This is a genomic window from Mucilaginibacter sp. P25, assembly GCF_050859465.1.
Taxonomy (GTDB): Bacteria; Bacteroidota; Bacteroidia; order Sphingobacteriales; family Sphingobacteriaceae; genus Mucilaginibacter; species Mucilaginibacter gossypii.
In genome coordinates, this window is record NZ_CP193937.1 from 3,886,786 (window position 1) to 3,913,225 (window position 26,440).

23 protein-coding genes and 1 pseudogene are annotated in these 26,440 nt (G+C 41.9%); 11 read left to right on the top strand and 13 right to left on the bottom strand.

What is annotated here, in order from left to right; genetic code table 11:
- Positions 1-22: 22 nt before the first annotated feature.
- Positions 23-1,672, top strand: a complete 1,650-nt coding sequence (locus ACRQ5D_RS19730) for a serine hydrolase domain-containing protein (protein ID WP_432326336.1) — start codon at positions 23-25, stop codon at positions 1,670-1,672.
- Positions 1,673-1,764: 92 nt separating this feature from the next.
- Here ACRQ5D_RS19730 and ACRQ5D_RS19735 read toward each other — a convergent pair whose 3' ends face one another.
- From ACRQ5D_RS19735 to ACRQ5D_RS19750, 4 genes are all read right to left on the bottom strand, one after another.
- The gene (locus ACRQ5D_RS19735) at positions 1,765-2,172 is read right to left on the bottom strand and encodes a hypothetical protein (RefSeq protein WP_432326338.1); all 408 of its coding nucleotides are present in this window, start codon (positions 2,170-2,172) and stop codon (positions 1,765-1,767) included.
- Positions 2,173-2,219: 47 nt separating this feature from the next.
- Positions 2,220-2,843: a hypothetical protein gene (locus ACRQ5D_RS19740; protein ID WP_091171536.1), complete on the bottom strand. Its 624-nt coding sequence runs from the start codon at positions 2,841-2,843 to the stop codon at positions 2,220-2,222.
- Positions 2,844-2,915: 72 nt separating this feature from the next.
- Complete coding sequence (locus ACRQ5D_RS19745; RefSeq protein WP_431200240.1) at positions 2,916-3,788, bottom strand: chitinase; 873 nt, start codon at positions 3,786-3,788, stop codon at positions 2,916-2,918.
- 2 nt (positions 3,789-3,790) lie between these two features.
- Positions 3,791-3,922 (bottom strand): hypothetical protein, encoded by a 132-nt coding sequence (locus tag ACRQ5D_RS19750; RefSeq protein WP_431200241.1) that lies wholly within the window; start codon positions 3,920-3,922, stop codon positions 3,791-3,793.
- A gap of 241 nt (positions 3,923-4,163) precedes the next feature.
- Here ACRQ5D_RS19750 and ACRQ5D_RS19755 point away from each other — a divergent pair, with 241 nt between their 5' ends.
- The 3 genes from ACRQ5D_RS19755 to ACRQ5D_RS19765 all read left to right on the top strand — a co-directional run bounded on the left by ACRQ5D_RS19755 (position 4,164) and on the right by ACRQ5D_RS19765 (position 5,287).
- Positions 4,164-4,712 carry a cob(I)yrinic acid a,c-diamide adenosyltransferase gene (locus ACRQ5D_RS19755; RefSeq protein WP_091171542.1) on the top strand — a complete coding sequence of 183 codons (549 nt, stop codon included), beginning with the start codon at positions 4,164-4,166 and terminating at the stop codon, positions 4,710-4,712.
- A gap of 93 nt (positions 4,713-4,805) precedes the next feature.
- Positions 4,806-5,027, top strand: a complete 222-nt coding sequence (locus tag ACRQ5D_RS19760; RefSeq protein WP_002996718.1) for a DUF2795 domain-containing protein — start codon at positions 4,806-4,808, stop codon at positions 5,025-5,027.
- A 110-nt stretch (positions 5,028-5,137) separates the two neighbouring features.
- Entirely contained in the window at positions 5,138-5,287 is a 150-nt protein-coding gene (locus ACRQ5D_RS19765) for a lmo0937 family membrane protein (RefSeq protein ID WP_110585189.1), read from the top strand.
- 41 nt (positions 5,288-5,328) lie between these two features.
- Here the strand turns inward: ACRQ5D_RS19765 and ACRQ5D_RS19770 are convergent, their stop codons facing one another.
- Positions 5,329-6,057: a 2-C-methyl-D-erythritol 4-phosphate cytidylyltransferase gene (locus ACRQ5D_RS19770; protein WP_091171545.1), complete on the bottom strand. Its 729-nt coding sequence runs from the start codon at positions 6,055-6,057 to the stop codon at positions 5,329-5,331.
- Positions 6,058-6,207: 150 nt separating this feature from the next.
- A complete protein-coding gene (gene queA / locus ACRQ5D_RS19775) occupies positions 6,208-7,257 on the bottom strand; it encodes a tRNA preQ1(34) S-adenosylmethionine ribosyltransferase-isomerase QueA (protein WP_090524496.1) in 1,050 nt (349 codons plus the stop codon).
- 261 nt (positions 7,258-7,518) lie between these two features.
- On the opposite strand from queA, the gene ACRQ5D_RS19780 reads away from it, so the two are divergent.
- The 3 genes from ACRQ5D_RS19780 to ACRQ5D_RS19790 are packed head-to-tail and all read left to right on the top strand — an operon-like array spanning position 7,519 to position 9,246.
- Positions 7,519-8,304 carry an ABC transporter permease gene (locus tag ACRQ5D_RS19780; RefSeq protein ID WP_431200242.1) on the top strand — a complete coding sequence of 262 codons (786 nt, stop codon included), beginning with the start codon at positions 7,519-7,521 and terminating at the stop codon, positions 8,302-8,304.
- Positions 8,283-8,765, top strand: coding sequence for an ABC transporter permease (locus ACRQ5D_RS19785; protein WP_431200243.1), 483 nt, complete (start codon positions 8,283-8,285; stop codon positions 8,763-8,765). Before ACRQ5D_RS19780 ends, ACRQ5D_RS19785 begins: the two co-directional genes overlap by 22 nt.
- Positions 8,766-8,772: 7 nt before the next feature.
- Positions 8,773-9,246: a DUF3347 domain-containing protein gene (locus ACRQ5D_RS19790; protein ID WP_431200244.1), complete on the top strand. Its 474-nt coding sequence runs from the start codon at positions 8,773-8,775 to the stop codon at positions 9,244-9,246.
- 442 nt (positions 9,247-9,688) lie between these two features.
- Here ACRQ5D_RS19790 and ACRQ5D_RS19795 read toward each other — a convergent pair whose 3' ends face one another.
- Both ACRQ5D_RS19795 and ACRQ5D_RS19800 read right to left on the bottom strand, forming a co-directional pair.
- A complete protein-coding gene (locus tag ACRQ5D_RS19795; RefSeq protein ID WP_431200245.1) occupies positions 9,689-10,507 on the bottom strand; it encodes a response regulator in 819 nt (272 codons plus the stop codon).
- 8 nt (positions 10,508-10,515) lie between these two features.
- Positions 10,516-12,714, bottom strand: a complete 2,199-nt coding sequence (locus ACRQ5D_RS19800; RefSeq protein WP_431200246.1) for a PAS domain S-box protein — start codon at positions 12,712-12,714, stop codon at positions 10,516-10,518.
- 387 nt (positions 12,715-13,101) lie between these two features.
- Between ACRQ5D_RS19800 and ACRQ5D_RS19805 the strand changes: the two are divergent.
- A pseudogene (locus ACRQ5D_RS19805) lies at positions 13,102-14,387 on the top strand (citrate synthase).
- Positions 14,388-14,731: 344 nt separating this feature from the next.
- Here ACRQ5D_RS19805 and ACRQ5D_RS19810 read toward each other — a convergent pair.
- From ACRQ5D_RS19810 to ACRQ5D_RS19825, 4 genes are read right to left on the bottom strand one after another with little or no spacing between them, the layout of a single operon-like run.
- Positions 14,732-15,760: a SusE domain-containing protein gene (locus ACRQ5D_RS19810; RefSeq protein WP_176844520.1), complete on the bottom strand. Its 1,029-nt coding sequence runs from the start codon at positions 15,758-15,760 to the stop codon at positions 14,732-14,734.
- Between the two features lie 58 nt (positions 15,761-15,818).
- Complete coding sequence (locus ACRQ5D_RS19815; protein ID WP_432326348.1) at positions 15,819-16,928, bottom strand: RagB/SusD family nutrient uptake outer membrane protein; 1,110 nt, start codon at positions 16,926-16,928, stop codon at positions 15,819-15,821.
- Between the two features lie 46 nt (positions 16,929-16,974).
- Entirely contained in the window at positions 16,975-17,409 is a 435-nt protein-coding gene (locus ACRQ5D_RS19820) for a hypothetical protein (RefSeq protein ID WP_432326350.1), read from the bottom strand.
- 32 nt (positions 17,410-17,441) lie between these two features.
- On the bottom strand, positions 17,442-20,465 hold the full coding sequence (locus tag ACRQ5D_RS19825; protein WP_432326351.1) for a SusC/RagA family TonB-linked outer membrane protein: 3,024 nt from the start codon (positions 20,463-20,465) through the stop codon (positions 17,442-17,444).
- A 349-nt stretch (positions 20,466-20,814) separates the two neighbouring features.
- Here ACRQ5D_RS19825 and ACRQ5D_RS19830 point away from each other — a divergent pair, with 349 nt between their 5' ends.
- Positions 20,815-21,951 (top strand): alpha/beta hydrolase, encoded by a 1,137-nt coding sequence (locus ACRQ5D_RS19830; RefSeq protein ID WP_176844521.1) that lies wholly within the window; start codon positions 20,815-20,817, stop codon positions 21,949-21,951.
- Between the two features lie 253 nt (positions 21,952-22,204).
- On the top strand, positions 22,205-24,100 hold the full coding sequence (locus ACRQ5D_RS19835) for a RecQ family ATP-dependent DNA helicase (RefSeq protein ID WP_091171572.1): 1,896 nt from the start codon (positions 22,205-22,207) through the stop codon (positions 24,098-24,100).
- Between the two features lie 185 nt (positions 24,101-24,285).
- Here ACRQ5D_RS19835 and ACRQ5D_RS19840 read toward each other — a convergent pair whose 3' ends face one another.
- Entirely contained in the window at positions 24,286-25,542 is a 1,257-nt protein-coding gene (locus tag ACRQ5D_RS19840) for an IS4 family transposase (RefSeq protein ID WP_431199200.1), read from the bottom strand.
- Between the two features lie 267 nt (positions 25,543-25,809).
- Here ACRQ5D_RS19840 and ACRQ5D_RS19845 point away from each other — a divergent pair, with 267 nt between their 5' ends.
- Complete coding sequence (locus ACRQ5D_RS19845; RefSeq protein WP_091176637.1) at positions 25,810-26,409, top strand: GIN domain-containing protein; 600 nt, start codon at positions 25,810-25,812, stop codon at positions 26,407-26,409.
- Positions 26,410-26,440: the final 31 nt, after the last annotated feature.

Below are 26,440 nucleotides of genomic sequence, written 5' to 3' on the forward strand. Positions count from 1 at the left end.
TTGTAACATCTAAACAATTAAAATGAAACGTTATTTACTCATAATCTCCATTATACTTACAACCGCCTGTAAAACATTCGCGCAGGTGGGCAATATCATCGAACCTGAACCGATAACTTCCGCCCTTCAAAAAGCCAATATGGGTAAGGTTGTTTTTGAGGCGGATACTATCCCGCTTGAAAAACTGGAACAAACCGATCTGTTAACAAGCTATGAGGCTAAACCTGCCAATAATTTGTACATGCGGCTTTTGCTGGCCAATTCATTAACCAATTACCAGCATAGCTTAGCGCCGTCGTTAAGTATTGAACAATTGAACGGGGGAAATTTTCAATTTGTTTTTTATGTAGATGGCAGGCAGGTTTACCAGGAAAACCTGCATAAAGGGGCCAATTTGCCCATCGCAAAAAATACAAAGACCACTATTTTTGTTCCGCTCGTCAGTAGCCGGGGAGAAGATTCATGGGGACGCTTTTTGTGGGGACGGTTTATGGCCCATGGCGGGGAAGATGGGCTTACTACAGGTGCTCACCAGCTTAAAATTGAAGTTCGGCCTTATATTACTGTCCCTGATTTGAAAGTAGGTGAGCTAATAGCACAGGGAGAGATTAGGTTTATCGTACCGGCAATTGATCTAAAAGATGCCGAATTGCAACCCATAAAGCCCGGCAGCGGCTGGCAGGTATCAAAAGATGATTTTGATAAAAAGAAGGTCATGGAGATGAATGCCCTTATTGCCGGCAACAGGTTTAAACAGATCACCAGCGTGGTAGTGATCAAGAACGGCAAGTTGCTAATTGAGGAGTATTTTAACGGCAGCGCGCGCGATTCATTGCACAATCCCCGTTCGGTTGGTAAAACATTTGCTTCGGCCGTGATGGGGATAGCAGTTCATGATGGCTATATCAAAAGCGTTGATCAAACCTTAAAGGAGTTTTATGACCTTAAAAAGTTCAGTAACTACTCGCCTCAAAAAGAAAATGTAACACTAAAAAGCCTGCTTACCATGAGCTCTGTTTTTGACGCGGATGACAACCAAAGTGATTCGCCGGGGAACGAAGAAAATATGTACCCCACCGATGATTGGGTGAAATTTACCCTCAGCCTTAAAACAGACAGCAATAAAAGGGCAGGTAAACAATGGAATTATTTTACAGCCGGCGTGGTGGCATTGGGCGATATCCTGAATAAATCAGTGCCCGGCGGGCTTGATAAATATTCGGCCGAAAAGCTGTTCAAGCCATTGGGCATCAGTAATTATCGCTGGCAATACACACCGCAGAGTGTACCCAATACCGCGGGCGGCCTGCAAATGCGCTCGCTTGATTATGCCAAATTCGGGCAATTGTATAAAAATGGCGGTGTTTGGAATGGCAAACAGGTAATTTCGCAAAACTGGGTTAAGGAATCATTTACCAAACACCTTACGTTACCAAAAGATGTGGTAGGTGAGGGCTTTTACGGTTACCTGTTCTGGAACAAAACCTATACGGTAAACAACAAAGCTTACGAAACTTACTATTGCTCAGGCAATGGCGGCAACAAGATCTTTGTTTTTACCGATGAGCCGCTGGTGGTTATTATAACCGTCGAGGCCTACAACACGCCCTACGCGCATCCGCAGGTTGATAAAATGATGAAGGATTATATTTTACCGGCGGTATTAAAATGATTGCTGTAGAGGTGCATAACATGCGTCTCCGAATATGCAAATCAAAATTTTAACACAGTTAGACGCACGTGATGCGTCTTTACCTTTTACGGTTATTCAATTTTTAATCGAAATATCAAATTATCCCGTCTGCAATCGAAGTAATAGATATCAAGATTTTTTAGATGATAATACGCTTTTGTAGCTATGATGTAATTTAAGTAGACTTTTAGTGGTTGGTTTGTTTTGACTGAAGTTATTGCGATCCGTTTTTTATCGTTACTTAAAATATACAATCCTTTATCGCCCTCATGGCAAGGTGTGTCATTACCATATTCAACAGTTAATATATCTGCATCTTTTATACGTTGCTTTTTGATCACAATTGGCTTTTTATCAAAATCGGTATATTCAGCTATTGTTTTATCGTTGTATTTAACATGCCAATAATCAACCGTATCGGGTTTGAAATGAGCATGGGTGTTAACAGCGAAAGCCAAAATTAGTGCGAATAGGCTCATATGGTATGGTTTAATATAGGTAAAGCAGGGCTAATAGCCTTACTTGCTCAATCGCAGGTGGTACACAACCTCGAAACAAACTCTGCCAGGTGCATAGCTTTTTCTGCAGATATGGCGTGGGTATTACCGATAATGAGGGTATGCTCAACAATTTCTATTACAAAATCATCCAGCCTGATATCCATTACCACGTTGCGGAAATTACGATCGGCCCCGGTAATTGCTTTTTGGCGGTCGCTTACCAGCATATAAAAAGTGTCACTAAAGGCCTTGTCTTCGGCAAAATCAAGCTCAACCGGGTGGATCAGTTCAATGATCTTGTCAACCAATGTTTCGCGCCTGATGAGCACCCGGCCAAAATCATGCTTTAAATAAGCCAGTGCCCAGGTTTGATATGGTGCGGAGGTTACAGCCTTGCCGTGATGATGCCCGTTATGTTTTGACTGGCATTCGGTGAATAGCATATAGCTATCGTTATTTTTATTTTTTATAGCGTATGATTCCTTTACACTAATGTCGAGATAGTCTTTGAAAATGCTAAACTGCTCTAAATGAAAATCAATATGCCCGGTTTGTTCAATCCTGAATCTGTTTTTCAGGCTGGCCAGGATATCACCGAACTGGTCGGTTGCCGGGGGATACAAACCGGCGTTTTCAATGGCGGATTCCAAATGTTAAAGTTTAGTGTTGTAAATGCTAATACAATAATAACTTTTTTGCTTTGAAATTCAAAAATACTGCCGTTAATAATGATAAGGCTTCATTTTACCGCATGAACAAGCGCAATTGGCATCGGTAATACCTAATTTCTTCAGGAAAAACTGGTAAAAGCCAATCCTGTCGTTCATATTATACATATTTTCGCCCTTGTTGCATTCTACTTCGCCGTTCACAATATTAATGGTCATACCAAAACCTGGCGTGCGGCCTGCGGCTTTATCTTCTGCATTGGGTTGCCATTTGCCTGTCATTACAGCATGCGCCGATGGTTTGTGGGTTTGAGGCGTCATCCAGAAATAGATGGCGGTTTTAAAAGCCATCACCGGGTCGGTTTCTACCATCTCGGGATTTTGGAGCAATATTTTATCATCGCCTAATATGCAATCTGAAGCATAGCCGTAATTGCCGTTATAGCTCAATTGCATCGGCCCGCGACCATAGTATTTTTTACCGGCAACGGGAGGGTATTCATCATTTTCGGCAATGTAAGGCAAACTGGTATTGCTTTCATGGATCAGCATGAGGCCATCGGTATATGTAGCATTTATGCCATGACGGGTTTCGTGCGCAATGTGCGCAAAAAAGGCGGCGAGTTCCTTTTTATTTACATCAGCACTGTATTCGGTGCAGAAATTGCCATAGTCAATAGTGTAGGTGCTATCTGGCTTGGCTTTGGCCCATTCTTCGTTCCAATCAACATCCTGGCGTACAACGGCCTTCTTTCCTGTTTTTTTATCGGTACGTATCAACTGGTAAACGGATGTTGCCCTGCGGGTTACTTTTACGCTGATCATGCCAAGCTCATCGGCTGCTTTGATAAAGGCAGCATACGTATAAAATTTATCGCGTTGCGGAAAAAGATCATTAAATTGTTTTTCGCTTAGCAAACTGGCCATACTTACCCTGGCTGGGGCAGCTTTTTTTGAGTGGGGGTTTTGGTATTGCTGTTGTCGCCGCAGCTAAACCCGGTTGAAAGCAGGATGATAAGAGATAAGGAGAGCAGCTTTGATGATAATATGATCGGTTTCATGAGTTTCACGCTAAGTATGTTTGATGATATCACGGATGCAAGTTTAAGCTAACATATTAAAAATTACACTTTATTGGCAAAAAATATGCTAAAGTGTTATGAAATACAAAATTTAAGATGATAGATTTGAAATAACACCAATCATGAAAAAAAGATTTATCGGGCTTGGTTTTAATTGCCTGATAATCAGAGTTAGCTTTTTTGTAACCTGATTGTTGGCAGCTTATTTGTTAAATTAAGTATGAAAATATATACTAAAACGGGCGATAAAGGGTTTACCTCATTAATTGGCGGTACACGCGTGCCCAAGCATCATATCCGCATTGAAAGCTATGGTACGGTTGATGAGCTTAACTCGTACATCGGGCTTATTGGTGATCAGGATATTGATGCACATGATAAGGAGGTATTGAAGCAGATACAGGACAGGTTGTTTACAATTGGCTCTTCACTGGCAGCCGACCCTGAGCGGTCAAGGATGATTATTCCGGACCTTAACATGAGTGATGTGGAAATGCTGGAAGCAGAAATGGATACCATGAATGAAAGCCTGCCGGCGCTTAAACATTTTATTTTACCTGGTGGCAGTAATGTGATTTCATTTTGCCATATTGCAAGATGTGTTTGCCGCCGTGCCGAGAGGATAACCGTTCAGCTTGCCGAAGAAAGTACAGTTGATGAAAAAGTGAATATTTATCTGAACAGGTTGAGTGATTACCTGTTCACTTTGGCTCGCAAAATTGCTAATGCTAATAAAATAGCTGAAAATCAGTGGATACCACGGGTTTGAAAAATTGAAAAAAATATTGATATTCAATTTGAAAATGTTATACTTTTGCGAAAAAGTAAATTTTACTGATAATTATAAATATAAATAAAAACGATGTATTGGACACTTGAACTGGCATCGCACCTGGAAGATGCACCATGGCCCGCAACTAAAGATGAATTAATTGATTATGCTATCCGTTCAGGCGCTCCTGTTGAGGTTATCGAAAACCTTCAGGCACTTGAAGACGATGGCGAACCGTACGAAAACATAGAAGAGATCTGGCCGGATTATCCGACTAAAGACGACTTCTTCTTTAATGAAGACGAGTACTAAACACGATAATGAAACCCTTAGCAATGAGGGTTTTTTTATTAACCGCTAATTTTGGAATGGTTTTGGTATAGGTAATTACACATTTACTTAACTACTAAAAACATAACAAAATGAGAGGTTTATTGTACATTATCGCTGTTATTCTGGTTATAGGATGGCTGTTTGGAGCATTTATACACCCATTTGGGGGTGGTTTGATTCACATACTATTGGTAATAGCTATCATAGCTGTACTTTTAGGTGTAATCAGACGGGCATAACAAATTTAACCTTGTATTGCAAATCGAAAAAGCCGCAGACTTTATAGCTGTGGCTTTTTGCTTAAAAGCAGTTCGGCAATAGCGATATCTTCGGGGAAGGTGATCTTGATGTTGCTGTGATCGCCTTCGGTAAGTTTTATTTCGGCGCCATATTGCTCAACAACGCTTGCGTCATCTGTAAACCTGGTATCAAATGGTTGTTCATAAGCTTTTCTTAATAGTGAAGCCCTGAAAGTTTGCGGGGTTTGCACCAGGTAAATCTCATCTCTGACCAGGCTTACCGAGCGGCTTTCTTTTACCTGACGTATCGAATCGCGGCTTTTAACGGCCACTACCGCTGTGCCATGCTTAGCGGCGCATTGGTAAGCTTCATCAATAATGTAGGGTGAAGTAAGCGGCCGTACGGCATCCTGTACAGCAACAAGGGCTTCCCGATCGGTAATCAGGTTAAGCCCGTTCTTAACCGAATGAAAACGGGTTTCTCCGCCCGTAATCAACTGATGGGGAATGGTAAATGAATATTCCTGAATCAATTGCTGCCAGTAAGTATGATAAGCTGCTGGTAAAACCAGTATAATGGCTGGTTTCGCCTCTGATTGCTCAAAGGCTTCAATGGTATGCATTAATATGGGTTTGCCGTGAAGTAGTAAAAATTGTTTAGGGACCGCCGATTGCATTCGACTGCCCGAACCTCCTGCTACTATGATAACGTAGTTTTTGTTTTGAGATGTGAGATGTGAGATATGAGATGTGAGATTGGACGTTGTCATAATTTAAGTTAACTAATATCTAACAAAATTGGCCGCAAAAAAATTAGATCTGAAAACAAATAGAATGTCTCAGATCTAATAAACTACAAAAAAATGAGATATGAAACCATGGTCTCATATCTCAAATCTTATATCTCAAATCCAAAAAGATTAGATGATCAGCATCGCATCACCGTAGCTGTAAAAACGATATTTTTCTTTTACGGCAATTTCGTATGCATTCATTACGTGCTCGTAACCGCCGAATGCCGAAATCATCATCAATAGTGTTGACTCAGGTGTATGGAAGTTGGTGATCATTGAGTTAGCGATGCTGAAATCATACGGCGGGAAAATGAATTTGCTGGTCCAGTCGTTAGCAGCTTTCAGGGTTTTGTTTGCCGATACAGCCGATTCAATGGCACGCATTGAAGTTGTGCCAACTGCACAGATGCGTGCTTTGCGTTCAATGCCGCGGTTTACAATATCAGCTTGTTTTTGCTCAATGATAAATTGCTCCGAATCCATTTTGTGTTTGGTTAAATCCTCAACCTCAACCGGGCGGAAGGTACCTAAACCAACGTGCAAAGTAACTTCCGCAAAATCAACACCTTTTAATTCAAGGCGTTTCATAAGCTCACGGCTGAAGTGTAAACCGGCAGTAGGAGCAGCAACGGCGCCTTCATGTTTAGCGAAAATGGTTTGGTAACGCTCTTTATCTTCTGCAGTAGCTTTGCGTTTAATGTATTTAGGCAGTGGTGTTTCGCCTAAAATTTCAACGTTACGACGGAATTCTTCGTCTGTACCGTCAAACAAAAAGCGGATAGTACGGCCGCGTGAAGTGGTGTTGTCAACAACTTCTGCAATCAGCAAATCGTCATCGCCAAAATATAATTTATTGCCTACACGTATTTTACGGGCTGGGTCAACCAGTACATCCCATAAACGCAGTTCTTTATTCAATTCGCGTAGCAAAAATACTTCGATGGTAGCACCGGTTTTTTCTTTGTTGCCATATAAACGGGCAGGGAAAACTTTAGTATTATTAAGGATCATTACATCCTTATCATCAAAATAATCCAGCACGTCTTTAAATATTTTATGCTCAATTTTGCCCGAGTCTTTGTGTAAAACCATTAAACGTGATTCATCGCGGGTGGCAGAGGGTGTATGGGCGATAAGGGATTCAGGTAAGTTGAATTTAAATTGAGATAATTTCATGCTTGTTTTTATGAATTTTCAAGGGCGCAAATGTACGAATTTTTTTGTTAATTTAACAGATTTTTTTAAGAAGCAGTTTAATTACACTACCATTATATTAATTGCAAAATGCTGTAACTTAAATCATGTACTGTTGTCTAAAAAAATATTAGCAGGCGGCTTAACATATCAGTAATAAAAGCGCCCGTTATATTATGTATTACCTCCACGCTTTAACCGTGCAATTAGGATTGATTAACAAGTAAGATCAAAATAAGTTATATGCTTTTTTTAAAACTTTTAAGGGAAAGTTTTTTGTTTGCCGGCGATGCCCTGCGGCAGAATAAAACACGTACGTTGCTGTCATTGCTTGGGGTAACTATTGGTATATTTACTATCATAGCTGTACAATCGGCAGTTGATACCCTGCGTAATAATCTGCAAAATAGTGTTAATAAGTTGGGTAATAACAGTATATATGTGCAAAAGTGGCCCTGGGTAGGTGGTAGCGATTTCCCATGGTGGAAATACCTGCAAAGGCCTGAATCTGACCTTCGCGATTTTAACGAACTTTCGCGCCGTATCACAACAGCCGAGGCATTATCATACGAAATAAATATTGATAACCGCACCATAAAGTATAAAAGCAACACGGTTGAAGGTGCCCAGGTAGACGCTGCATCGCAGGATCATGACAAAACCTGGAATTTTGACCTTGAGAGCGGTCGTTACTTTACCGAAATGGAATCAAAAACCGGGGCGCCTATAACCGATATCGGTTATGATATAGCCCAGGCCCTTTTCCCCGATGGCGACGCCGTAGGTAAGCAGATCAAGGTTATGGGGCGGTATGTGACCATTGTAGGCGTGTTTTCAAAACAGGGTAAGGATATGCTTGGTATATCTACAGATAAGGAGGTGCTGTTGCCCCTTAACTTTGCCCGCAACTTAATTGATATACAGAGTTCAAAATATGGTCCTTCAATTATTGTGCGCGGAAAAAAGGAATCCCGACCGATGATGTTGAAAGTGAAATTAAAGGGCTTATGCGTTCTATCAGGAGGCTGAGGCCCGGTGCCGATGATAATTTTTCGTTAAACCGTACAACCATGATCACCCAGCAGCTCGACGATCTTTTTAAAGTGGTCAACATCGCCGGTGCTATCATTGGCGGGTTCTCCATTTTAGTTGGTGGTTTTGGTATCGCTAATATCATGTTCGTATCGGTAAAGGAACGCACCAATATCATAGGGATACAAAAATCATTAGGGGCTAAAAACTATTTCATATTATTGCAGTTTTTAATTGAATCGGTTTTGCTTTGTTTTGTGGGCGGGATCATCGGGTTGTTTTTTGTATATCTGGCCACGTTTGCCGTAAAGGCCGCTTTAGATGTACAGGTAATACTTGATGCCGCTAACGTTACACGGGGTTTAAGCTATTCAATTATAATAGGGGTGATAGCTGGCATTATTCCCGCGTATTCGGCCTCGAGGCTAGACCCGGTAGAAGCTATCCGTACAAACTAATTGTAATATGAAAATAATTAAAGGATTTTGTTTTTTAGCGGCTTTAGCCGTTGCCGCTGCATGTAATCAGCCTGCCAAACAACAGGATACTGCTAAAGTGGATACGACAGTTGCTGCAAAGCCTGAAGCGGAAACCCAGGTTGCAGATACAGGTAACACCAGTGATGTTTTTAAGGCTTATATCGCTTTAAAAGATGAGTTTATTAAATCGGACCCCACCGGCATAAAAACAGCCGCTACAGCTTTGGAAGGTAAGCTTTCGGGTATAAAAGGTTGCAGCGAAACAGCTGCTGTGGCGCACCAGATAAGCAATGCAGCAGATATCAAAGCCCAGCGTGAAGCGTTTTTGGTATTAAGTAAAGATGTTATCGCTTTGGTAAAAGGTGCGAAATTCAAGTCGGCGCCAATTTATGTTGATTTTTGCCCAATGGCCGATGGCGGAAAAGGGGGTACTGGCTTTCGTCAACAAAACCAATTGTAAATCCCTATTTTCCGGAACATATGAAAGAGTGCGGAACGGTGAAAGAACAGATTAACTAAGATCGTTGATCTCACTGATTACGTTGATTTCGTTGATCATATTTAAAGCGATAGGCGATCCCTATCGCTTTTTTATTTTGAACCAGGATTTTCATGATTGAAGGATTTTATGATATTTTAAAGCGATTTGTATACTGATTGCTTCGCTGCCCGTAGACTTCGTCTACGGAGGATTTATGTATGTAGTTTGCAACCACGTACATAGGTTATTGTGACATGATTTCATTAGTGTGCAGGGCTGGAGTTACAAACTCCGGGTATAGTTTATTCGAAGGCATAGGCTTCGAATAGCGGGGACTTCGACTAGCGGAGGTTTTTAAACCTTTAGCCTTTAGGCTTTTACCTTTCGCCTCGATCCAAAATCGAACATCCGAAATCCGAAGTTACACTGATTGCCTGATATGTTTTACCAATTTGCTGTACAGTACTTCAGGAACAAAAGGTTTAGTCAGATAATCACACATGCCCGCTTCCAGCGCTTGTTGGTAGGTTTCGGGCATGGCGTCGGCCGTTAGGGCTATGATGGGCAAATCGGGCTGTTTTTGTTTAATCACCGCCGTTGCTTCAAAGCCGTTCATAACTGGCATTTGCAGGTCCATAATAATAAGGTCATAAGAATTTTGATTAGCCAGGTCAACAGCTATTTGCCCGTTTAATGCTTCGTGAACGTGGGCATTCCAGCGTCTTAAAAATTTGCCGGCTATCATCAGGTTCATTTTGTTGTCGTCAACAACTAAAATATTCATGCCCTGTAAATTGTTGGTTGGAGCATTAGCCGTAACAGCACCCTGTTTCAGAGCGGTGGTTTCGGGGGCGAGGGCGAAATTTATAGCAAAACTAAATGTGGTACCCTTACCCAGTTCGCTTGATACTGCAATTGTACCTTTATGCAGCTCAACCAGCCGTTTGGTAATAGCGAGGCCTAAACCGGTACCTCCATAGTCATTATCAATTACCTGTTGGTCCTGCATAAAAGGATCAAAAACAATGTTGAAGCTTTCGGGCGAAATGCCTATACCTGTATCGGCAACCGCAAATTTAATATTAACGGTGTTTGGGGTTATCACATCCTTATCCAACCGGATAATAACCTTACCTGTATGTGTAAATTTAATGGCATTACTGATCAGATTATTAAGTATCTGACTCAGTCGCATCGCATCACCAATTAAATCTCCGGGAATGGTATCATCTGCTATCAATTCAAGTCTTAGTTTTTTTCGGCCGCCTTCGGCTCAAAAGATTGCTTTATTTTATGGATTAGCTGGTGAATGTTGAACCGTGAGTTATTTAGTTGCAGTTTGCCAGCCTCAATCTTATTATAATCTAAAATGTCATTGATAATGGCCAGCAGGTTTTCGCCCGAAAACTTGAGCGTATTGAGGTATTCCACCTGGTCGGGCCTTGGGTTTTCGTCAAGTAACAGGTTGGTTGTGCCAATAACCGCGTTCATCGGCGTACGGATCTCATGGCTCATGATGGATAAAAATTCCGACTTGAACTTAGACGACTTTTCGGCCATTTCTTTAGCCCAGATCAGGTCCTGCCGCGCTTTCTCCTGGTCTGTTATGTCTTCGCCAAGCGCTGTGGTCTCCTTAAAAACGCCGTTTTCGTCATAAAAAACCGTATTTTGCCAGCTTATTATCCGTTGCTCGCCGTTACGGCAAATAATAGGGTTAATGTAATGCGGTAAAAAACTGTCATTTATAAACCAGTTCTTTAAAAAATCTTTCAGATCATCGGGAATAAAATTGTCCATCCAATTCATGCCAATGATCTCGGCTTGACTATATCCTACCAGGTTTGCCAGGTATTTGTTGCAAAAGGTAACAATGCCACTGTCGTTAACCGTTATTGCTATCATATTAACAGTTTCTAATACCCGCCGGTATTTGCTTTCAACGTTTCTGAAATCAAGCTCAGCCTGCTTGCGTTCCGTAATATCCTGCAGGGTACCTATAATTTTACGCACACTTCCGTCGTCATTATACAGACGTTTGCCCGCTATAATGCTCAGGTGTTTGATATTGCCGCCAGTAGTTATGATGCGGTATTCATAGGATGAATCCATGTTGCTTAACTCGTTACGCAATAAGCTCCTGACAATAAACCTGTCGTTAGGATGTACATGCTTAAGCAGCAACTTTATAAAACAGCGCTGGCATGAAGAGGTATCCTGGTTAAGTTCATAAATGCCGTTCAACTCTTCCGACCAGGACAGGCGACGCGACGCGACGTCATATTTCCAGTTGCCTATTTTAGCAATGGCCTGGGCTTCCATCAGTTCAAGCTGGCTTAGTTTAACCGCTTTATCGGCAAGGCGGGCCTCGGTAATATCCTGGATAATGCCAAATGTGCGTGTAACTGTGTCTGACAGTAATTTCTTTTCGCCGCGTTGGATCCTGATATATTTTAAGTTGCCCGCCGGTGTGATAAATTTATGCTCAAGTTGGTTTTGTGTTGTTGTGCGGATGGATGCAAGGTATTCAAAAACGTTCTCCCTGTCGTCAGGATGTACCAGGCTTATATAATATTGAAAGTGGTTCATGCCTGTGGGGATATCTTCAATCCCGAGCAGGTCATTGAGGTTGGCCGACCAAAATGTTTCCTTACTCTCGTGGTCATACCACCAGTTGCCTATTTTAGCAATGTTTTGAGCTTCCAGTAACTGATCTTCGTTTTCTTTAAGGGCCCGTTCATATTTCTTTTGTTCGGTTATATCCACTACTGAAGCCGAGATCCGGCCGGTATAACCTGTTGTTTTATCAAATACGGGGGTAAAGTTAGCTGTAAAGGAATGTCCGCTTTCGTAGTCTGATAAAAACTCTATTGATATGGGTTTGCGGTTTTCTATTACATAGTTTAAAGCCCTGTCATACTTCTCGGCTTTTTGCGGGCCCACTACCTTATCGAGCGTTTTGCCAATCGCTATCCGCGGATCAACTACGCGCTCGGTCATTTCATTAAACCATACGTTAATACAGGTTTTGTTTTCATCAAACTCAAAAATGATGTCATTTAACGAGTTAATGAGCGCGTTGAGATGATTACGACTTTCACGCAGCTTGGCATCATTAACTATAAGGCTTTGGTTAAGCTTCATTACGTTATTAACAGCATTTTTTAACTGGTATTGATAAGCCATCACCACTAAAAATGAGACATAGGCTATTACAGTGAAAACCAAAATAAGCACTATCAGCACTGCGGGCGAAATGGCAAGCCTGGGTGCGGTAAAATAGGCGGTTATAATAGCCGCAAGGTTAGCTTCGCAGATAATTATGAATTCCCTGCTTTTTTTGCAAAAAAGGGTTAGGGCAATAAAAATGGTTATTGCGCTAAACAGGTACACATGTTCAAACCCGTTTTTGGCAAGTAAAATGCAGTTGTTTATGACCAGGAAAGACAAAACGGTTGCAAAAATCCCCGCTTTGTAAAAAATTTTATTGTTACCGAAAGAAAAAAATAGCGTTATAGCACAAAAAAAACAGTTTATCGCCCTTAGCCAAAACGGATCGTAAGAATTGTGGAAGCAAAGATAGTGTAACGAGGGACTTGCAATAAATAAGCCTATGAGTAAAAGGCGGTAAACGGTAGCTTGGTTTTGGATCATTACCAATGAGTTACCTTTTAACGACATGTTTTGCAGTAATTTTTTAATCAATTATTAACGTCTATAAGCACAAATACAGGTTGTAAAATAATAAATTTGGCCGAAAATTTTTACAAACAGTAAATTATATTAGCGGTTATTAATACGCAGATTTATTTACATTTGTTGCAGATACAAATTTCTATGGCGGAAACAGCACAACTAAAAATTGGTGATAAAACATTTGAGCTCCCGGTAATTGAGGGCACTGAAGGTGAAAAGGCAATCGATATTTCTAAGCTTCGCGATCAAACCGGTTATGTAACACTTGACATCGGGTACAAAAATACAGGCGCTACCAAAAGCGCCATTACTTTTTAGATGGCGAGCAAGGAATACTTAAATATCGTGGTTATCCAATTGAGCAGTTAGCCGAAAAATCATCATTTATTGAAGTTGCTTATTTGCTGATCTATGGCGAGCTGCCATCTGCCGAAAAGCTAAAATCTTTCCAGTACGAGCTAAGCCGCCATACTTTGGTGCATGAGGACATGAAAAAGTTTTTTGATGGTTTTCCGTCAAAATCGCACCCGATGGGGCAGTTGTCGTCATTGGTATCTGCATTATCGGCTTTTTATCCCGAATCATTAAAGCCATCCCAAACCACCGAAGAACTTAACCAAAGCATTATTAAAATGCTTGCTAAAATGGCTACCGTGGTCTCGTGGATCTATAAAAAATCGTTAGGGCACCCTGTTATATATCCCCAAAATAAATACGATTACGTTACCAACTTCCTGCACATGACTTTTGGTCAGCGTACAGAGGAGGTGGAGATCGATCCGGTGGTTATTGATGCTATGAACAAGCTGTTAATTTTACATGCCGATCATGAGCAAAACTGTTCTGCTTCTACCGTTCGTATAGTAGGTTCGTCTGATTCCAATATTTATGCTTCGGTATCTGCAGGTATTTCAGCGCTTTGGGGACCATTACATGGCGGCGCCAACCAGGCTGTAATTGAAATGCTGGAGAAGATCAAAGAAGATGGTGGTGATACTGATAAATGGATTGCTAAGGCTAAAGACAAAAACGATCCTTTCCGTTTAATGGGTTTTGGTCACCGTGTTTATAAAAACTTTGATCCGCGTGCAAGGATCATCAAAAAGGCATGTGATGATATTTTAGAAAAACTGGGCATCAACGATGAGGTATTGGAAATAGCGAAAAAACTGGAAGAAGTTGCCCTGAAAGATCCTTACTTTGTTGAGCGTAAACTTTATCCTAACGTTGATTTTTACTCCGGTATCATTTACCGCGCCTTAGGCTTCCCTACAGATATGTTCACTGTACTGTTTGCGCTTGGCCGTTTACCAGGATGGATAGCTCAGTGGAAAGAAATGAAAGAAAACAAAGAACCTATCGGTCGTCCGCGCCAGATTTACGTTGGTGCCACCTCTAAAGAGTATGTGGAGATAGCAAACCGGTAAATTTATATGGTTCATAGTTGATGGATCATAGGTCATAGAAGAAAAAATTACTTAAATAAAAAGGCGATGGGGGATGACCTCATCGCTTTTTTCTGTCTTAACCTTGATTTTTAGGATTTGAGAATTTCCTTGATATCATATGCTTTTGGGGGATTGATCTTATCAAAAGAAGAGCCATGTTAATATTCGTGGTTAATCAGGTTATCTTTAAAACGTTGAAATCACCGTATTTTCAATCATCCTATAATCCTAAAATCAGGCAAATCAAGGTTCAGATAAGAAACCCCGCAGGTTTTCACCGTGCGGGGCCATATAAATAAATCAATCAACTGAAGTGGTTAAGCTTAAAGCTTAATAATAGTAAAGGTGTTGGCCTTAGTATCTAGTACTATTTTGTACGTACCGGCGGTTGTTATGGTATAATTACCTCCGCCTGGTGTAAGCGCCGCTGGCGTTCCGCCTAAGTTTAAATCCCAGCTGTGATTAAACCTGAATTTCATATCCTTGCCGGCAATTAAAGCAACTGTAACGCTCCAGGTTTTGGTGGTGGCATCATAAAGCATATCTGTATCGGTACTCCAGCCGCCGGGGGTAGCATCGCCGATAATGCTCCAGAACACAGGGGTAGCAGTAAATGTGCCTTTTGTTTTATCGTTTTGATCAATAACAGCATGCAATGCATAGTATCCTGCGGCAGGTACTGAAAGGTTACCGCCGGTAGTACTTATTTTTCCGCTGCCTGCATCTCCGTATGCAACGTCCCATACCTTTTTAGGAGTAAGTTTAAATTCAAGCTTACCTGCAGGGAAACCGATATAACCATCATACACACCGTCATTATTTGGCGAAGTAAGACTATCGGCAGTTTTGGGGTCCCATCCCTGGTAAGCACCGGGAACATAAATATAGCCTGTACCTTGGTATGGTAATACAGTTAATGTAATAACGTTTGAGTAGGTAGCAGCCAGGTTTGGAGCCGCTGATGATTTAATGCGCACCTCAACTTGCGATGGGTTGTCATAAGATAGCTTCAATGCTGTTAACATATCGTTAAGCACACCCACTTTAAGCGTTTGGGTAAGCTTATCGGTGCTTACTTCTCTTGCGTTTTTAAAACTATTGCCTTTTACATCTAACTGTATAGTATAGGTGATAGGGGCATTGTAACCAGTTACCGGGGTTGCGGCCCAGCTAAAGGTAATAGCATCATTATTAGCGTTGGGCTTTGAAAGTTCAGGGGCGGTTGTTGTTGATGTTAAAGCGCCTACTTTGCCCACGTTTGCTACAACCTTTACTTCATCTTTTTTACATGATGCCAGCATCAGCAGCGCGATACCGCCAATTGCCAGGAGCGTGGTAAATATTTTTTTCATATCCTTTTTAGGTTTTATGGTTTTGCGGGAGATGCTTGTGAACATCTCCCGGTATATTTTAATATCCTGTATTTTGTTTCAGATTAGGGTTGGCTGCAACATCACTTGTTGGTAATGGATAAATGGTGCGGTAGCTTTCAACACCTTTGCCATCTTTCGAGCCGCCTTTAAAAGGCCACAGGTAGCTGGATTCAACAAACTTTTTGTACCTGATCAGGTCGGTACGGCGGAAGCCTTCCCAATACAGTTCGCGGCCCCTTTCATCGAGGATCTGGTCTGTTGTGATGCTGGTTACATTGCCGCTTGCATTGCCATAGGCTCTTTCACGCAGCTTATTGATATAACTTACAGCAAGGCCCATATCGCCGCCTGTGCCGCCCCTTGTTGTTGCTTCGGCATATATTAAGTATTGTTCTGCAAGCCTGAAAATGGGAAGGTCCATATCTGCATAATCAAGGCTTGAACCCGGTTTGCCATCCGCTATTTTCACGTTTTTGAATTTTGAAATAGCATATCCATCTGTAAAGGTGCTGATATCTGAAATTTCAAGGTTTTGCCCGTTGGTATAAAACTGGGCACGTTTATCGGCACTTGAAGCACCATTTGGAAACAGGTTTACCAAAGCTTTGGTGGTACGCAAACCAGCCCATCCGCCGCTAATACCATAATCAGCCGCCGGCATTGAGCCACCAACAGGCGCGTGGGTCATAAAGGTAGCACCGCCGTAGCTTTGCGTGCGCAAGCCATCGTAGTTAATGGTTAAGATAAACTCATCTGTATTTACGTTATTGTCGGCGCGCATCAGTTTAGTATAATCACTGATCAATTTGTAACCGCCGTTTTCAATAACTTTCTTTGAGTAAGTGATAGCGTCAGTATAACGTGCAGTGCCAGTATAAACTTCGGCATTCAGGTAAATCCTGGCCAGCAATGCCCACTCGGCAGCCTGGTCGGCACGACCATATTCGTTGGCCCGGGGTTTTGCTAAAGTTCCGTCAATCGCTTTGAGTTCACTTTCAATATAATTAAATAGGTCTTTGCGGGTTATTTGTTTTGGTAAGGTTGATCCAAGGGCATCATTTTCGGTAACAAACGGAGGATTTGCAAAAAGGTCCATTAATACCGAATACTGATAAGCTCTTAAGAAACGTGCCTCAGCAGCATACATTTTTATATTGGTGGCATTAGCTCTTGAAATGCCCCTGCTGCTCAGGTTAGCATCTGTTGACTGACGAGATAAAATCGTTAGCCAGCGTTATCTGGTAAACTGCTCTGTAATAAATGCCTTTCAGGAACAAGTTGCTTGATGACCAGGACATATTGTGAAAGTCGGGCAGACCGGGGTCGCCCCACCCAACTACGGCTTCATCAGTGGGTAGTTCTTCTGCACACCACATTAAACGATAAAAATCGGATGTTCCTTCATCAATACCCTGAACATCGCCATTACCAGCAGGACCTGAATTGCCTGTTAATGCATATGCGGCATATACTTTAGCAAATGCCTGTTTGTAACCTTCCGGAGAATTATAAACCTGTGCCGATGTCAGGTCGTTTGTAGGGATCAGGTCAAGCTTTTTATTGCATGATACTGAACCTGCGGCTATCAGGCCGCCGATTATTATAAGTTTTATTGAATTTCTTTTCATGTTGATTTCTTTTAAAATGATCAGCTATAAGGTTATAGTGATAAATTAAGCCCTAAAACATAGGTACGTGGCCGCGGATACAGGTTGTTATCGATACCTGTTCCTATTTCAGGGTCAACACCTTTATATTTAGTAATTACAAACACATTTTGCACGTTAGCGCTTAATCTTAAGTTTCCGGTATTTTTGAATACTTTACCAAAATTGTAACCTACGTTTATATTGTCCATACGGATAAATGAAGCGTTTTGGATATAGTAATCTGACAGCACATTTTTATCACTGTTTCCGGTCAAACCGCTTTGCAGTACATTGGTTGATCCATTGTTTATAACACCGATAGGGTTAATGATGCTTCTTTGGGTGCCAGTGCTTGAAAACACGTTGTTATATGCGTAGTTTCCTACACTCGCCCGTGCAGTAAAACCTGCCGACCATTTTTTGTAGTTTACATTTGATGTTAAACCAAAGTAGCCTTTAGGATCAGGGCTTTTATAATGGTACAGGTCCTGGTCATTGATCACCCCATCTTTGTTTCTGTCAACAAATACGCCATCAAGAGGCCTGCCGTCCGGGCCATAAACCTGCTGGTACACATAAAATGAATAGCGTGGATAGTTTACTGAGTTGATCTGGATGTTTTGACCGGTTCCGCCAGAAATGCCGCCGGTAGGGCTACCTGCATAGCTTGGATCTGGTGCTATAGTAAGTTTGGTGATTTTGTTTTGGTTATAAGTAGCGTTAAGGCCAACACTCCAGGTGAGATCGGTACTCCTGATTATATCAGCATTGATATTAAATTCAACACCGCTGCTGGTTGCATCGCCAATGTTAGCAACAATCTCGTTTGAGAAGTTTGAACCTGCAGGCTGGGAGATCCTGTTGAGCAGGTTAGAAGTTTTCCTGTGGTAATAATCAATAGTACCGGTAATACGGTTGTCGGCAAAGCCAAAGTCAAAACCAACGTTGGCGGATGTGGTTTCTTCCCAGGTTCTGTTAGGATAATAGCCACCCGGGCGGTACAAGTTATAAAACTTATCGCCTAACTGGTACTGAGCAGTATTGTTGCTGAGGTTGTAATATGATATATAGCTATAATTCTCGCCGATATCCTGCTGGCCTGTTTTGCCATAACCTAAGCGCAATTTCAGGTCAGATAAAACTTTTGATCCTTTAAGAAAATCTTCCTGGATCATTTTCCATGCAAAGGCCGCGGATGGAAAGGTACCATATCTTCTGTCTGGTGCAAACTTTGATGATCCGTCTCTTCTTACTGTACCTGTTAAAATGTATTTATCGTCATAAATATAATTTACACGGCCATAAACTGATATCAGCCGGTTTTCGGGTTTATCGAAAGGATAAACTGGTTTTGATACAATTGTACCATCGGCAGTCACATCAGGAAAATTGTAAGTTGTAGTTTTGAAATCCTGGTATGAATAACCTGCTACCGCATCGATATGGCTTTTAATGTCTTTTATATCTTTAGCATAGCTCAGATAGCCTTCAAATATTTTATTTGACTGCAATTGTTTGTATTGAGTGTTTGTACCGCCATGGAAAACCCCGGCGGCATCTTTATATCTTTTATAGCCAGATGCAGCGCTATCGTTTACAAACACAGTGCCACGACCGTTTGATACGTCATAACCAAGGTTCACGTTAGCATGCAGCTCAGGAAGGAAATGGAATTTATAATCTAAGGTTAAGTTGCCGATGCTGCGGTAAACATTACTTTTATCATCGCGTTGTTCCAATAAACCAAGCGGGTTTAAAGGCGCGAGTGATTTAAGGCCGTTAACCGAAGATGGGTCAAGCCACTCATAGTATCCGCCAAAACGGTTATTGCCCGAATATACCGGAAGGGTAGGATTAAAGCTAACTGCCGAGCCAATAGCGTCCTGATTGGCAAACCTTTGCTTTACATTTGCGCCTTTAACGTTTAAATTAACTTTCAGGTGATCAGTAAAAAAGCTTGGGCTTAAATTAATAGCACCAGTAAAACGCCTTAATGAGCCGGTTTTTAAAATACCTTCCTGGTTAAGGTACCCTGCCGAAACACGGTATGGTAATACCTTGGTAGCGCCAGATACACTGATGTTATTATCGGTGGTTTGTGCGGTTTGATATATTTGCTTTTGCCAGTCGGTATTTGCTGTACCCAATAAAGCTTGTTGAGCGGTTGTGCCATTAGCTTTAACATAATCACGCAATTGATCGGCGGTTAAAACACTAACTTCCTTGCCTAATTTGGATACGGAAAATTGCGAACTGAAATCGACAGTTGGTTTTCCCTTTTTACCTTTTTTAGTTGTAATCAAAATTACGCCGTTTGATGCCCTATTACCATAAATGGCGGTAGCTGATGCATCTTTTAATACTGAAAACGACTCGATGTCATTAGGATTTATTAGACTTAAAGGGTCGGCAACACCGGATATTTTTGAAGTACCGTCGGCGTTGCGGGCGTTATCCAACGGCACGCCATCAATAACAATAAGCGGGTCGTTGCTGGCAGACAAGGAAGCACCACCGCGAATACGGATCTTGCTACCTGCACCAGGCGCGCCGCTGTTTGATATTACGGATACACCTGCAACCTTACCGGCAATTAATTGCTCGGGGGTAGTAATAACGCCTTTTTGAAAATCTTTAGCGGTTACATTGGTGATTGCGCCTGAAAGATCTTTTTTACGCTGGGTACCGTAACCTATAACTACTACCTCGTTAAGGCTTTTGCTTTCGGGAGCGAGGCTGAAGTTTTCGACCGTAGCACCGTTAACGGTTACTGTTTTTTTGATGGTAATATAACCGATAAATTTTACGCTTAGGGTGTAAGTACCGGCTTTAACATTGTTAATGGCATAGTTACCATTAGCGTCGGTAGTTGAACCAATAGTGGTACCATCGACGGTAACCGTAGCACCGGGGAGGGGCTGGTTGGTTTCGTCAGATACCTTTCCTTTAATACTCCCGGTTTGTGAAAACGCCATGAATGACATCATCAGGAAAGCACAAAGAAGAACATACTTTTTTGAGTAATTTTTTCTCATTTACTTATTGATTTTTATGAATAAAAAAAGGCTTATTTTGCCGTCTATAATTGGTTTATTATTGTGGCCGAAACAGCATGCGACTAATTTACATTTACAAATATCAATTGCAAATTTTATATAAAAGATAATTTTAAAGCGTTTAATTAAGGCTTCTTTAACTTTAAAGAAATACTGAAATTTATTAAAATAGTGGGAAAAATTATTGTTTTTATGCGAAATTTAGATTTAAACGCATATTTGTGAAATAAGTAAGTGTCAGGTGTACACAATAGGTGATTTTACTTTTATGCAACCTATTTCCGGGAACGTTCCCGGCAACGTTCCCGGTTTTTAGCTTTTTATGATAATGAAAAAAATAATTTTCTGCGCGTTTTTGCTTTTTGGACAAAATTTTTTGCTTTTTAGCCAGGTGAAAATCTCCTTTTTTACCGGCAAAATAGCAACCCTGAAAAGCTCGTCTGAACACCTGTTCCTGGCGGGCGATTTTAACGGCTGGAATCCTGCTGATAAAAACTGGGAACTGCTCAAAACCCCGGCCGGGAATTATGTGTTGAACAAAGAACTGCCGGTTGGTATCGTGCATTTTAAAGTGACCCGTGGCAGTTGGAACTCCGTTGAATGCGATGTTGCTGGCAAGCCCATTGATAACCGCAACCTAAAAATAACCGCAGATACAACTATTAAGCTGGACATTGAAGCCTGGCAGGATAACTTTGGCGTACCCGAAAAGAAACATACCGCTACAGCGAGGGTACATTTGATCAGCGAAAAATTTCAGATGCCGCAATTAGGCAGGCAGCGGAGGGTTTGGATCTATCTGCCGGCCGGGTACGATGCAGGCAAAAAGAAATACCCGGTAATTTACATGCACGACGGTCAAAACCTTTTTGACGATTACACCTCAAGCTATGGCGAATGGGGCATTGATGAAATGATGGATAAAATACCAGTACGGCAGGAAAGTATTATAGTAGGTATCGATCATGGAGGCGAGTACCGCATAACCGAGTATGACCCGTATAATTCAAAATATGGTGAAGGCAGGGGAGACGATTATGTTCAATTTTTGATTAAAGAGCTTAAGCCATATATTGATGCTCATTACCGTACCCAAACTGATGCCGCGCACACAACCATTGCGGGCAGCTCCATGGGCGGACTTATCTCGATGTATGCGGCACTTAAATATCCCGGGGTGTTTGGAAATGCAGGAGTATTTTCGCCCGCGTTCTGGATCGCGCCGCAGATTTATGACCAGGCGCAACAGGCTACAATAAATAAAATGAGCCGATTTTATTTTGTTTGCGGTGATGCCGAAAGTGAGAGCATGGTTGCTGACATGCAAAAGATGGCTGATTTGCTGAAATCAAGAGGGGTAAAACCCGAAAATGCGCCGGTCACGATAATCAAAGGTGCAACCCACAATGAAAAGCAATGGAACGGCGACTGGCCTGGGTTTTATAAATGGTTGATGGAGTTTTAATTAACTACCTGTTTTGCGTTAGCTATAGTAGCGGATACCGGCCAAGCGGCTAAGGCCTGCGCAGTATGAGCGGATAGCGCGGACCGAAGGTAACGCCCACAATGATAATTTGGGATTTCAGATGTTCGATTTCGAATTTTCTTTGCATCTGTAAATCCTTAATTCTATAAATTCTGATTCCGACCTTAACGTTCTATCCATAACCCGCCCAAATTTCCCTTAAATTTAATAGTTTTGAGGTCAGCGTTTACCCATGACCATCGAAGAAATATTAAAACAATACTGGAACCATGATACTTTCAGGCCCATGCAGGCCGAGATCATCCAGTCTGTTTTATTAGGAAATGATACTTTGGCGCTGTTACCTACCGGTGGCGGTAAATCAGTTTGTTTCCAGGTGCCGGCGTTGGCTAAAGAGGGGATCTGTATAGTGGTGTCGCCGCTTATTGCGCTCATGAAAGACCAGGTTGAAAACCTGCGGGCCAAAGGCATCAACGCGATATCCATAGTATCGGGAATGGGTCGCCGTGAGATAGACCTGGCGCTGGATAATTGCATTTATGGTTCGGTAAAGTTCCTGTACCTGTCGCCCGAGCGCCTGCTGAGCGAATTGGTGCGCGAGCGGGTGAAGTACATGAAAGTAAACCTTTTCGCGGTGGACGAGGCGCATTGTATTTCGCAATGGGGTTACGATTTCAGGCCGCCGTACCTGCATATTGCCGATCTGCGGGAGCTGCATCCCAACGTGCCCGTGCTTGCGCTTACAGCAACAGCTACCGCCGATGTTAAGGCCGATATTCAGGAAAAGCTAAAATTCAAAAACCCGGTAGTTTACCAGCAAAGTTTTGAACGACGCAATATCCGTTATGTGGTGCAGCATGAAGAAGATAAGTTCCGTAAAATGCTCAATATCGTACGCGGTGTTAAGGGAAGCGGCATTGTATATGTACGGAGCAGGAAGGAAACTTTTGAGATAGCAAAGTTCCTGACGGATAACGGTATACGGGCCGATTATTACAACGCAGGCCTGACTGTTGACCAGCGCGCCGAAAAGCAGGAGGCCTGGAAAAATAACCGGGTACGGGTGATTGTAGCTACCAATGCTTTTGGTATGGGGATAGATAAGCCGGATGTACGGTTTGTGATCCACAAGGATATCCCGGAAAGTTTGGAAGCCTATTACCAGGAAGCCGGCCGGGGCGGGCGCGATGGTAATAAAGCCTTTGGCGTGCTGCTATATAACCCTGCCGATAAGCTTAAACAGGAAAAGATGTATGAGCTTAATTTTCCATCGGTTGAGGAAATTAAGCAGGTATACCACAACCTGGCCAATTATTACCAGGTGGCTTATGAGGCCGGCGAGGGTTTAAGCTTTGATCTCGACCTTGGCGAATTTTGTAGCCGCTTTAAACTCGATGCTATTAAAACACTCAACGCCCTTAAGTTTTTAGAGCGTGATGAATACCTGGCTTTTAACGAAAGCGTATTTTTGCCCTCGCGTTTTCAGTTTGAGGTAGTTAACGAACAACTATACAACTTCCAGATCCAGAACGCCGGCTGGGACCCGTTTATCAAAACCCTGCTGCGCTCATACGGTGGCGCGTTTGAAAATTATGTACGTATCAAGGAGTTTGATATCGCAAGGCGAACAGGTTTAAGCGTTCAGCAGGTTATTGAGGGGATGTTACAGTTGCAGCAATACGGCCTGATAAGCTATATGCAGCAAACAGATAAGCCCCAGGTTACCTATTTAAAACCACGGATACAGGGCAGTCACCTCACTATCGACAGGAAATATATTGAGCAGCGCAAAGAAGTGTACCGTCAAAAAATGGAAGCTGTTTTTGCCTACGCCATTCATAAACGCTGCCGGAGCCAGATGTTGCTGGCTTATTTTGATGAGCCAAATGGTCGTAAATGTGGGATCTGCGATGTTTGCCTTGAGGAAAAACGCAGGGTAAATCAAGACGAAATTTTCGACAACATCACCACCGAAATAGTACAATTGCTTAGTATTAGCAACCCCGATATCGGCGGACTGATAACCGGGATCAACATCGGTACCGAAAAAGAAAAAATGGAGGCCGTACGCCTGCTGCTCGATGCAGGGAAGATTAAGACCGACGGTGAGGCTTATTATTTAAGTTGATCAAATAATAAGCATTTTATGCTCCACTGTCGTCCTGAACTTGTTTCATGATCCCACAAGAGAAGTCTACATCTTTGATCGGCGCGCGTAAATGTAGCACGTGAGGTGCCGAAACAAGTTCACTGTTGTCCGGTAAAGTTTGTTATTGTTATAAAAAGACTGCATTATGATATAAAAAGAAGGATTTAGGTTTTAAAGCGGATGTCCAAGCCCCCCAATTTTAGTTGCCGTGAGTGATTTGTTGACATGACGGACAGTTTCTCCGGATCGTTCAGAAAGTTAAATAGGTGGATATAACTCATCAGATGGAGTCTTATAATAGAACTCAGATTAGAGAAAGACCATTGTCTTTTGAGTTGTACCTGGACAATTTTGATTAGAAGATCGGCAATAAAAGCGCACCATATCTGTATTTTGATTGCATTCTCATTATCCCCCAGGAAGTATTTAAGCGGGAAATTTTGCTTTACCCGCTTAAATAGTATTTCAATAAGCCATCGTTTCTTATAAAGATCGGCAATAGCTTCAGGTGGTAACGAGAAATTATTGGTTAAAAACTCAAATGTCCTTTCGGTTTCTTTGTCAAAGAAAGTAACCAGGCGAATCTCCAACTGGATACCCTCTTTTTGAGTACGTGTGCCCTGGAGGAGTAGTTTATCTTCGATGACACCGTGTGCCTTGCTTTGTTCGCTAAGCTCATTCAGCCACATTGTTGAGTATTTGGCATCTTTTTTCTGCCTGGTGACAAAGAATACGCCTTCATTTGTCATTCTTTGATATTCAGAATAGTCTACGTAACCTTTATCGAAAACGATAAAGGAACCTGGTTCGAGTTTGATCTCTTTAAGGAAGGGCATATCGTTAGCGCTGGCTGCCGTGAAGCTAATTTTCAGCGGTACATCATCTGCTGCCTTAATGAGCGTATGAACTTTGATCCCGCCTTTTCTCTTACCGTTGGCCTTTCCCGGGCTTGGGGCTTTCAATATTTGCTGAAATAAGGTAATTGTTGAAGAATCGGCAATGAATAGCTTAGGGTCGATCTTTAATCGGCTGTCCGGTAAAAGCTGCTTGTGTCGCCTATACAGGTTATCATAAATACGGGCGAATACTTCAAAGCTACGCTGGGCATTAGCATCACATAAGGTGCTTCTGGCCGGACATTTACTTATACCGATATGATGAAGCTTATGCAGGCTTGCTTTCATGCCGCTGATTACTTCTCTGCTGCTGGTGCATCTGTTAAAAACGCAGTAAAGCATCGTTACAAGATGTGTATAGGTATCAAAGTAACGGTAGTAGAGATCGTGATCCCCACGTCTTGCTAATGATCGAACATTATTACGATCTATTAAACCTAATAACTGATTCAGGACCGGCTGTCCGGTAAAAAAGTACTTTTGCTCATGTTGTGTATTTAAGTGTGGTAACTCAAATATCAACACAAAGGGGTAGTCTTTCGGCTATCCCTTCCTTTTTCCCTAAAAAATCTTTACCGGACAACAGTGAAACAAGTTCGGTACGACCTGTTGGAATTTACCCCTCAAATTTTCTCCCCCATTTCACCGGGAAAAATCACCCCTTTACCGACAAAAACCTGCCCTACAGCTAATTAGGCCAAACCTGCTGTAACGTTTTTTATTTGAGATCGTCATATGTATGTATTCAATGAAATAAAATAATAATCACTTGACAATCAAAATATTAATACCATGAAAACTACATTGACCGCCATCGCTACCGTACTGTTTATGGTACTTGGCTTCGCAAACATCGCATCTGCAAATAATGCTAAAACTGATGCAGGCATCATTTTAACCGACATCAGCAAAATCAACAAAATTGAAGTTTACGGCAATGTTGAACTTTATATATCAAGCGGCCCGGCCGACCAGGTAAAAGTTTACAACCGCTACTATTCTGAAAACGCTCTGGTTCAGTCACAAAAAGGCGTATTGCGCATCTCATCATATAAAGCCGAAAAATTGGTAGTTTGGGTAACTGCAAACCAATTGAGCGCCATTAACGCTTATGATAATGCCGATATTAAATCATTCGGCAGTCTTTCAGGCATCGAGCTTGATGTTAAATTAAACAACAATGCATCTGCCAATCTTAACCTGGATACTTATAGCGCCAGCATCACCCTAAGCGGTAATGCCAAAGCCGAGCTTAAAGGTAACACCAATGAGTATAGCTTAATCCGTAACGCAACTTCAAATGTGAACAGCAACGGCCTTGCATACACTCACGCTACCGAAACTTTGAATAAAGAAACCAAGCCAGCGGTTGATCAATTTGCAACTTTATAACAGCCATTTTTTTGAGTCAATTATATAAAGT

Bases quoted from the DNA above. Each gene is read 5' to 3' on its own strand.
- queA (WP_090524496.1), bottom strand. From the start codon at position 7,257: ATGAAATTATCTCAATTTAAATTCAACTTACCTGAATCCCTTATCGCC.
- ACRQ5D_RS19750 (WP_431200241.1), bottom strand. From the start codon at position 3,922: ATGAAACCGATCATATTATCATCAAAGCTGCTCTCCTTATCTCTTATC.
- ACRQ5D_RS19845 (WP_091176637.1), top strand. From the start codon at position 25,810: ATGAAAACTACATTGACCGCCATCGCTACCGTACTGTTTATGGTACTT.
- ACRQ5D_RS19735 (WP_432326338.1), bottom strand. From the start codon at position 2,172: ATGAGCCTATTCGCACTAATTTTGGCTTTCGCTGTTAACACCCATGCT.
- ACRQ5D_RS19790 (WP_431200244.1), top strand. From the start codon at position 8,773: ATGAAAATAATTAAAGGATTTTGTTTTTTAGCGGCTTTAGCCGTTGCC.
- ACRQ5D_RS19815 (WP_432326348.1), bottom strand. From the start codon at position 16,928: ATGTATGCTGCTGAGGCACGTTTCTTAAGAGCTTATCAGTATTCGGTA.
- ACRQ5D_RS19770 (WP_091171545.1), bottom strand. From the start codon at position 6,057: ATGACAACGTCCAATCTCACATCTCATATCTCACATCTCACATCTCAA.
- ACRQ5D_RS19745 (WP_431200240.1), bottom strand. From the start codon at position 3,788: ATGGCCAGTTTGCTAAGCGAAAAACAATTTAATGATCTTTTTCCGCAA.
- ACRQ5D_RS19820 (WP_432326350.1), bottom strand. From the start codon at position 17,409: ATGAAAAGAAATTCAATAAAACTTATAATAATCGGCGGCCTGATAGCC.
- ACRQ5D_RS19760 (WP_002996718.1), top strand. From the start codon at position 4,806: ATGTATTGGACACTTGAACTGGCATCGCACCTGGAAGATGCACCATGG.
- ACRQ5D_RS19825 (WP_432326351.1), bottom strand. From the start codon at position 20,465: ATGAGAAAAAATTACTCAAAAAAGTATGTTCTTCTTTGTGCTTTCCTG.
- ACRQ5D_RS19780 (WP_431200242.1), top strand. From the start codon at position 7,519: ATGCTTTTTTTAAAACTTTTAAGGGAAAGTTTTTTGTTTGCCGGCGAT.
- ACRQ5D_RS19835 (WP_091171572.1), top strand. From the start codon at position 22,205: ATGACCATCGAAGAAATATTAAAACAATACTGGAACCATGATACTTTC.
- ACRQ5D_RS19765 (WP_110585189.1), top strand. From the start codon at position 5,138: ATGAGAGGTTTATTGTACATTATCGCTGTTATTCTGGTTATAGGATGG.
- ACRQ5D_RS19785 (WP_431200243.1), top strand. From the start codon at position 8,283: ATGCGTTCTATCAGGAGGCTGAGGCCCGGTGCCGATGATAATTTTTCG.
- ACRQ5D_RS19730 (WP_432326336.1), top strand. From the start codon at position 23: ATGAAACGTTATTTACTCATAATCTCCATTATACTTACAACCGCCTGT.
- ACRQ5D_RS19810 (WP_176844520.1), bottom strand. From the start codon at position 15,760: ATGAAAAAAATATTTACCACGCTCCTGGCAATTGGCGGTATCGCGCTG.
- ACRQ5D_RS19755 (WP_091171542.1), top strand. From the start codon at position 4,164: ATGAAAATATATACTAAAACGGGCGATAAAGGGTTTACCTCATTAATT.
- ACRQ5D_RS19830 (WP_176844521.1), top strand. From the start codon at position 20,815: ATGAAAAAAATAATTTTCTGCGCGTTTTTGCTTTTTGGACAAAATTTT.